Here is a 6,998-nt window from a genome sequence, read left to right on the forward strand (position 1 = left end):
ATGCGAATGGCTCCTGAAGATGATGAGATAGAACCTGAAATACCTCTTTCCGACGGCATAGAGGGAGGCAACGAGGAGGAAGACTTCATTGAAGATTCTGAAATCACAAGTATATATCTGTGCGAGAAGGACAGAGAAGATGCTAAGGAGAAAGTGATCAGATTGCTCATGGAAGAGCTTCAGACATCGGAACTCTTCTCGCAAGCGAGGGCATCTGCACGAAACCTGATAACAAGCAAACAGCTCGTAGAAGCAGCTATTCGCTACTTGCGTGAGAAATACGAACTCACTGAAGAAGAAATTGAAGAACTAAAGGAAGAAGCGATTCGCAGATACTATCAATGGTATTTGCGCTACCGTTTCGACCTCCGATAACATTCAATAACATTTGTATCGGAGGCCTTCCTTCTCTATCACTCCAAAGGGAGTGACCTCATAGAAGGCATTCGGGGCAAGCGGAAGTCCCCACATCTGAAGTTGTTTGTATGTATACCCGAACTTCTTTGCGATGTTTATCGCAGCCACTACGTGCCTATCTGCTTTGAATCCACACCTCTCACACACGAAAAGTGCCCCATTCGGTTCTCTCATGCAACCACATACGGGGCACGTTCTTGATGTATAAGCCTCTGAAACATAAATTGTCTGATGACCTTGATCCAAGACTTTATACTCACAAAGGAATTGAAGTAAGTGGAAGTTCCAAGAGTTGAGCCTCCTATTCATCTTTTCCCTCTCTTTCCTCCTCCACTTCCTTCTTTTTTTGTTGCCTTTCTCTCTTATTCCACTCAAATCTCCAAACACAACTCTAACTTCTTTCTCTTTCGCAATCTGAGCGACATGAGATGCTAAAACATGAAGAAGTTGTCTCACTCTCCTCTTCCTCCTCTTTGAATATTTGGATTGAATCTTCGCAGCAGTCAAAGGCTTCTGTTTTTTCAGTTTCTGTATTCTCCTCTGCTTCTCTTCGTATGTTCTGTGTATGTGATAGACTTTCCTAAGATCATAGAAAATTGTTTTCACCTCGTTTTCAGTTACGAGCAAACCTGTCAGGTTTGTCTCGTTTGTATCAAAGATCAAAAGACCTTTCGTTTCTTTTATTTTCACCTTATCTTTGAACGGTATGAATACTCCATTCTCTTTCAGTATTAGCTCTCCATAATCCTTATCTGATGCCAAGAATTTCTGCTGATATTCATGCACAATCAGATCTAAGGTCAAATATTCTCCCTCTTTGAGCGTTATTTCCAATTTTCCTTGCCTGTCCAGTCTGAAAAGACACTTCTCCAATCTCGCAAACAATCTTTTGGCTTCTGGAGGCTTCTCCCAGCTTGCCTCTCCTCTCCGACACCTTCTCCTCCAGTTCTTCAGAATAGAGGTCGCTATCCTGCAAGCTGAGTGACAATAATGCGTTGCGTAATCAAATCTCTCCTTGAAATCTTCATATATGGCTTTTCTGAGCTTGTAATAAGAAGTAATGTTCAATTCAAGCGCTTTTCCTATGCAGAAGTTGATCATATCCCTGAAGTCTTCTAAGAGTTTTCTCACTTTCTCTCTATTCTTCTCTTTTATTCCGAACCAAACTGATTTAACAGTCTCTAATTGACGCTCTGACACTTTCTACCACCTTCTTCGCCTTATGGCTTCTCATCCCGTATAGCTTTCCCGCAAATGATGTGACAATAGATATGAGGTCTTCCATAAGCTCCTCATGAGGCGTCTTCGACTGCTTATAAAGACAAACAATGTCAACACCATAAGATTTGAAAAACTCCTCCATTAACTCGTATCCGAACCTCGTTAGCCTGTCCCTGTATGTTATAAGAACTTTTTCTATCTCTCTGTTCTTGACGAGTTCGAACAACTTCTTCAATCCTTTCCTCTTCCCATTTAATCCTGAAGCTATGTCTGTGACGACTTCTATAACCTTCAAACCTTCCTTTTCTGCAAATCTCTGTAAAACTTCAATCTGCCTCTCTAAATCTTCTTTCTGATCTGCTGAAGAGACACGAGCGTAAATAACAGCTTTGTTCTGAGGTTTTTGCTCTCCGAGAATTCTATAGATTTCAGATTCAGGATACCTATATTCACCTCCTGGCGTCCTCACAGCTCTTATCTTCCCCTCTTTCGTCCACCTGTATAGCGTTAACTCTGCCACTCCTAAGATCCGCGCCGCCTCTCCTCTTCTGAGATACCTCTCCACGATAAATGCTTCTCATACCTTATATATAAATGTTATCCAAATCGGGGACTGCTAACGATCCCTTTTGTCATTCAGAAAAAAGGATACCGCATATATTTTCCAGATGAGGACTCTTTCAGAGATTATCTTAGGCATGAGCTACAGCGACAACAACAGCAACAACACCAACAACACCAACAGCAACAACACCAACCACAGAGGCGACAACAACAGCAACACAACGCACAAGAACAAGCAACTCTCGCTGAGTTCGGAGGTTGCGGGAGGATTGAACAGGAGTGACCTCCTCCCTGCCCTAAAGGGCGAGGCTTCCAGCCCACAAGGAGGTGTGAAGAGAGGTGGTGGAAAATGGAAGTGTTGCGATGGTGGGGGGGCAGGAGGAGTAAAAAAGAAAGATATGAATATCGCTGTCCTGCGCGTGGCTTCGTTAATATTCGTTATGAGAAAACGAGGAGAATTGTGTGCGACAGGTGCGGTAGAGTGTTCTACGGTTGGTGGGCGTCTTTGAGAGCGGCGCACAGCGCTTTCAATTCTCTCATCTAAGTCTCTGTCTGCTCCTGCTCATCTAAGATTTGGAATAGTTCTCTGAGTGTTTGTGCGCTTCTTTTTCTTAAGCGGTTTCTTTCGATAATTTTTCTATTCATTTCTTCGGTCAGTTTAACGGATTCTTCGTCGTCGTCAGGAATCGGTAAAGGATCCTCCAAGGGTTCTGTCGTGAAAGCGATGTTGTCGCTTATTTTTCCGTCATCTACAAGTTTTTTCAGTCTTTTGAGTTCCTCTTTAGAGAGCATCATCAACACCTCTAAACTTGTATGTTAGAGCCTTGCGAAGTGCCTGTTGATGGGGTGACATTAAGCAGATTTCCTATGAGAGTGCAATTGTAAATTGGGGCGTCGGTTAAAGAAGAAGAGGCGACGACAGAATACTCGTTTGAGGGGTCAAGAGTTTCTATTGTTGCATTTGCTATCAACCAGTTCTTTGTTGAAACGCTGCGTCCTGCGATTCTAACACCTTCGCTTTCCCCATTTCCTACGAAAGCTCCTCCCTTAATCCTTACATATCCATGACTATCCAAGTATAAGCCATAGCAATCTGCGTAGTTAGTCATAACGACATAGAATAATCTGATGGCGTTTGATGGGACACCATCAACTGGTTGATTGTTTGAATCGACAACTAAAGCATACAGATTTTCATCTGCGAGCCTTTCAACCCTATTAAATGCGAAATATTTCCAACCAGTGGAATCGACTGGGATACCGGATGCTATTTCTGCCCCGTTGGGAGTTGTTCCGAGCCTCAAAGTGGAGCCTGTTGCCTGAGCCGAGTAAACATAAACTGCAATTCCGATGAGAATGTAGGGTTTTCCAGCGTATGGCTTGAACGGAGCTTCGATATGTGTGTAGTCTGCTGTTATGCTTGCCCCGTCTGGTGGTGCGGTTGAGAAGTCGACCTTGCCTGTTAGATAATCTATTGTGTAGTCAGTATCTCTCGTTTGCGGGGTTCCATCAACATAAATCGTCTCGGAGCCCTGAACAACTGGAGGGTTGTCAAGATAGAATGTTGTTGTAGTTCCATCTCCGGTGCCTACATTTTCATCAGTTATTGATGTTGTTGCCTCGACATAGAGAGGTCTATATGAGCTTTTCATTCCCCCGCTTCCCTTACATGACACAAGTGAAGGCAAGGCAGAGCCCGCAATCACTATACCGTGGCAGCCATTTACTGCTGCAGAAATTTCATTTATAAATTCACAATTAACAAGCTTGCATGTTTTATCCGTAGTTCCTTTAATAAGGCATGCATAAACTGCGGAAGAAACATCTCCAGTTCTTCTAATAGTTATACCTCTCCATTCAGTCTCAACAACGGAGTCAAAAACAACGCCATGCACGTTTGAATCTGTTTCTACTGTAATATCAGCGGCGAAACCTACGACATCGACGTATGATTTAGCATATATTGTAGCATCATCAGTCACTTTACCAACTACAATTACACAGTAACGATTAGTTTGAGAGGCATCAGTAATTGCGTTTAAAGCATCGCTGAGCTTTAAATAATCACCTTTTGCGCCAACGACGACGATTTTGTTGTATTTAGTCCAGCTCAGGACAGTAGAGGGAATTCTTGATGCGGTCTTCATTTTAAACACCTCCTTAGAACACACCTCTTATCAGAGCGGTGACATTATCGGCGGTTGAAGCGGTAAGCCTGATGTGAGTGGCATCGTAGCCCATCTCAATGATGTTGTCTCCCGCAGCTGAAAAGCTGACCGGGCTTTCAGAGGCTTCAAACCAAGTTGTTCCCCCGTCTGGGCTTAGTTCAATAGTTATGTCCATAGCTGCTGCAACCTTTAAGTATAAAGTCCAGCGTTTGAAGTTCTTAAGAGCTGCTGTTTTTCCTGCTGATATGTCTTCGGCACTTGCTATTGTTATTGTTTCTCCCTCATCTTTTGGCGCTCTCGTTGATAGAGCGACATCCAATTGTGATTTGATGTCTGAGAGTGTTGTTTCAGAGGCAAGTCCAACCTCATCTGAAGCAATAGCACCTCTCAAGAGGTTGTTAGCGTCAAACTGAAGCTTATCAGTCTGCGTCTTTATGCCTGAGAGCGTAGCTTCAGTTGCAAGCCCAGCTTCATCTACCACTATCTTTGTATCTTGCAGCGTTGTTGCAGTAGGTAATGCAACGAGATCTATTGTCGTCGCAGCTGTGAATTTCAGATGCAAGAACGGATAATGCAGAGCCCACTCCTTTGTTAAGACATCACTCAACCTGATTATCTGCTCCCCAGCTGCGCTGAAAGACATTATCGTTTCATTGACACTTATCTTTGCGTATGAGCCATCAGGCTTTCGCAACGCTCCTGAAACAGCCTCTAAAACGACATCGCAAGCACCACTCACTTTCACATATATTACGAGGTCGGGATAATCCCGCTTTTCAACGATAAGAGTATCATTTGCGCTGATGCTTTTGCCGAACACCGAGGCGACAGGATAAGCCCCGAGCCCCCACCGCTCCTCTAGAGAAACCCCGATCTCAGCCATCCTTTTTTATTTTTGCAAGGGTATATAAAAGGATGGCGAGGGAGTGGGAGGCTCTGCTAACAGGCTCAAAGCGATCTGAGATGGGTGAACTAAGAGGACGAGCGGCAGAAGCGCATCTTCTCGCATATCCATCCAAAGCACTCACGAAGAAACTTCCAGAGGGTTCAACAATCATTAACTTCCACCAGGGCATAGTTCTTTTCCCAGATGAGAGCACCGAGTCTTTAATGATGCCTATTAAGCAGGACTTGCGCAGCTGTCTTTTCTACTGTGACTGGCACGTTCTCGCAGAGTTTATTTCTATGGAGGGCAAAGTCGTCTACTCATCGTATATCGCACCTGAGTGGCAACGCCTTTCCCAGATACAAGGCTTCAGAACTCTTCGCCTAACCGCAGAAGTTCCTACGTTCGTGTGGCTCGCCGTTTCCACCACTGAAGACGCAGTTCCTGATATAAAACCGCTTGCAGAAGCCTACGGAAAGCCTTACATATACAACGGCTCCGTCTCAGTTGGAAGCACCACAATCTCAGATGCTTACGCAAACAGCGACGAGCACAACATAGCAGACACCTTAGGAAGAAGATTCCGCACGGGCTACATCTTTAACGAAAGTGAGACGGCAAGCTTATACGTGTGGTTATCTGTGGATGGCTCCTACACTCTTGAGGAATATACAAGAGTGCCGCCGACATCTACGCTTGAAATCACAGGGCGCTTCTATTCTGTTAAAGTGGGCGCGAGTGTAAATGATACACCATATTCAATAAACGTCCTCTGATAGAGATAAGAGGTGGTTGAGAGTGAGGCTCACCCCCTTCGCTATAGAAGTGCGGAAGACCCCATTCCCATCATATTCGCCAGCAGAGCAGCTCTGGAGTTATCTGCTTGAGTTCAAGGATGAGAATAAGGTGCCGCCGTTTTCCATCGCCAGCGCACATGTTTATACAGTGTCTGAAGGTTACGAGCTCCTTCTAAGAGGAGCTATGGCTGGCGTCACGAGCGAGCGCAGCATCGCCTCCAATGCAACCCATAAAGTCTGGGTTGTCATCACCACGCCAGGCTTCTTAGGCGACAGATATATTATAAGAACAGATGCGCTTGCACTAGAGTATCAGCTAGTTCCTGAGGGGGGCTCCCTGTATGTCTATTTTCACAATCAGAGCTCAGAGTATGTTAGCGTGACAATTAACTTCATCGGGACGCTTCGGAAGAAGATTCGCTGAGTTTTGCTTTCTCCCATCCTATTTTTCCACTCTCTCTCCACTTTCTCACCCATTTTTCATCTCGAATTTTTTCCTTCAGTGCTGAGAGAACTCTCAGCCAATCAAATCTCTTATGTTTTTGCATGTCCTCGTAAACTACAGCTGAGAAGAAATCGTTCCAAGGGTGAGTGAAGAAGCAAAACTCTATTAAGTTATCAGGTAAACCTAATGCGAGATGTATAAACTCGTGAACAATTCGTTTTTTGGCTTCATCTTTATCTTCCTCTAATGCTTTCTTCCACCATCGTCCCGCATAAATTCTGTTCAAGGGCTCGCAGTAGATGTCAAAATCTTTGTTCACGTAAGTGAAGTGGACTGAACCAAGATTAAAATATTGCAAGCACCTAAGCAAAAACTCCTGCATCATCTCTCATCAGAGCCACAAAATAGCTGCTTTCTCTTCTCCCTCAGCCTCACCAATCCCGCGCTCTTTCTCTCTCACACCGCTACCCACTCTCTCTTGCTCCCCCCCCTCTTCCCCC

General features: G+C 44.5%; 10 protein-coding genes. 4 read left to right on the plus strand and 6 right to left on the minus strand.

What is annotated here, in order from left to right; genetic code table 11:
• Positions 1–6: 6 nt before the first annotated feature.
• Positions 7–375: a hypothetical protein gene (locus J7J01_01075; protein MCD6209484.1), complete on the plus strand. Its 369-nt coding sequence runs from the start codon at positions 7–9 to the stop codon at positions 373–375.
• A 3-nt stretch (positions 376–378) separates the two neighbouring features.
• Here the strand turns inward: J7J01_01075 and J7J01_01080 are convergent, their stop codons facing one another.
• Together J7J01_01080 and J7J01_01085 are read right to left on the minus strand one after the other, a co-directional pair.
• Positions 379–1,617, minus strand: coding sequence for a transposase (locus J7J01_01080; protein MCD6209485.1), 1,239 nt, complete (start codon positions 1,615–1,617; stop codon positions 379–381).
• A complete protein-coding gene (locus J7J01_01085; GenBank protein MCD6209486.1) occupies positions 1,589–2,203 on the minus strand; it encodes an IS607 family transposase in 615 nt (204 codons plus the stop codon). Before J7J01_01085 ends, J7J01_01080 begins: the two co-directional genes overlap by 29 nt.
• 133 nt (positions 2,204–2,336) lie before the next feature.
• Here J7J01_01085 and J7J01_01090 point away from each other — a divergent pair, with 133 nt between their 5' ends.
• Complete coding sequence (locus J7J01_01090) at positions 2,337–2,711, plus strand: hypothetical protein (protein MCD6209487.1); 375 nt, start codon at positions 2,337–2,339, stop codon at positions 2,709–2,711.
• Positions 2,712–2,742: 31 nt separating this feature from the next.
• Here J7J01_01090 and J7J01_01095 read toward each other — a convergent pair whose 3' ends face one another.
• From J7J01_01095 to J7J01_01105, 3 genes are read right to left on the minus strand one after another with little or no spacing between them, the layout of a single operon-like run.
• Positions 2,743–3,003, minus strand: coding sequence for a hypothetical protein (locus J7J01_01095; protein MCD6209488.1), 261 nt, complete (start codon positions 3,001–3,003; stop codon positions 2,743–2,745).
• Between the two features lie 2 nt (positions 3,004–3,005).
• A complete protein-coding gene (locus tag J7J01_01100) occupies positions 3,006–4,349 on the minus strand; it encodes a DUF2460 domain-containing protein (protein ID MCD6209489.1) in 1,344 nt (447 codons plus the stop codon).
• 13 nt (positions 4,350–4,362) lie between these two features.
• Positions 4,363–5,253 carry a hypothetical protein gene (locus J7J01_01105; GenBank protein MCD6209490.1) on the minus strand — a complete coding sequence of 297 codons (891 nt, stop codon included), beginning with the start codon at positions 5,251–5,253 and terminating at the stop codon, positions 4,363–4,365.
• 32 nt (positions 5,254–5,285) lie between these two features.
• On the opposite strand from J7J01_01105, the gene J7J01_01110 reads away from it, so the two are divergent.
• Together J7J01_01110 and J7J01_01115 are read left to right on the plus strand one after the other, a co-directional pair.
• Positions 5,286–6,032, plus strand: coding sequence for a hypothetical protein (locus tag J7J01_01110; protein ID MCD6209491.1), 747 nt, complete (start codon positions 5,286–5,288; stop codon positions 6,030–6,032).
• A 49-nt stretch (positions 6,033–6,081) separates the two neighbouring features.
• On the plus strand, positions 6,082–6,477 hold the full coding sequence (locus tag J7J01_01115; GenBank protein ID MCD6209492.1) for a hypothetical protein: 396 nt from the start codon (positions 6,082–6,084) through the stop codon (positions 6,475–6,477).
• Here the strand turns inward: J7J01_01115 and J7J01_01120 are convergent.
• A complete protein-coding gene (locus tag J7J01_01120; GenBank protein ID MCD6209493.1) occupies positions 6,446–6,883 on the minus strand; it encodes a hypothetical protein in 438 nt (145 codons plus the stop codon). The two genes, J7J01_01115 and J7J01_01120, sit on opposite strands and share 32 nt — an antisense overlap.
• Between the last annotated feature and the right edge of the window lie 115 nt (positions 6,884–6,998).

The sequence above is a fragment of the Methanophagales archaeon genome, assembly GCA_021159465.1.
Lineage (GTDB): Archaea > Halobacteriota > Syntropharchaeia > Alkanophagales > Methanospirareceae > G60ANME1.

What these genes read in the sequence shown, in the direction of transcription:
- J7J01_01075 (MCD6209484.1), top strand. Translation starts at nt 7, where the DNA reads ATGGCTCCTGAAGATGATGAGATAGAACCTGAAATACCTCTTTCCGAC.
- J7J01_01090 (MCD6209487.1), top strand. Translation starts at nt 2,337, where the DNA reads ATGAGCTACAGCGACAACAACAGCAACAACACCAACAACACCAACAGC.
- J7J01_01100 (MCD6209489.1), bottom strand. Translation starts at nt 4,349, where the DNA reads ATGAAGACCGCATCAAGAATTCCCTCTACTGTCCTGAGCTGGACTAAA.
- J7J01_01105 (MCD6209490.1), bottom strand. Translation starts at nt 5,253, where the DNA reads ATGGCTGAGATCGGGGTTTCTCTAGAGGAGCGGTGGGGGCTCGGGGCT.
- J7J01_01110 (MCD6209491.1), top strand. Translation starts at nt 5,286, where the DNA reads ATGGCGAGGGAGTGGGAGGCTCTGCTAACAGGCTCAAAGCGATCTGAG.
- J7J01_01120 (MCD6209493.1), bottom strand. Translation starts at nt 6,883, where the DNA reads ATGATGCAGGAGTTTTTGCTTAGGTGCTTGCAATATTTTAATCTTGGT.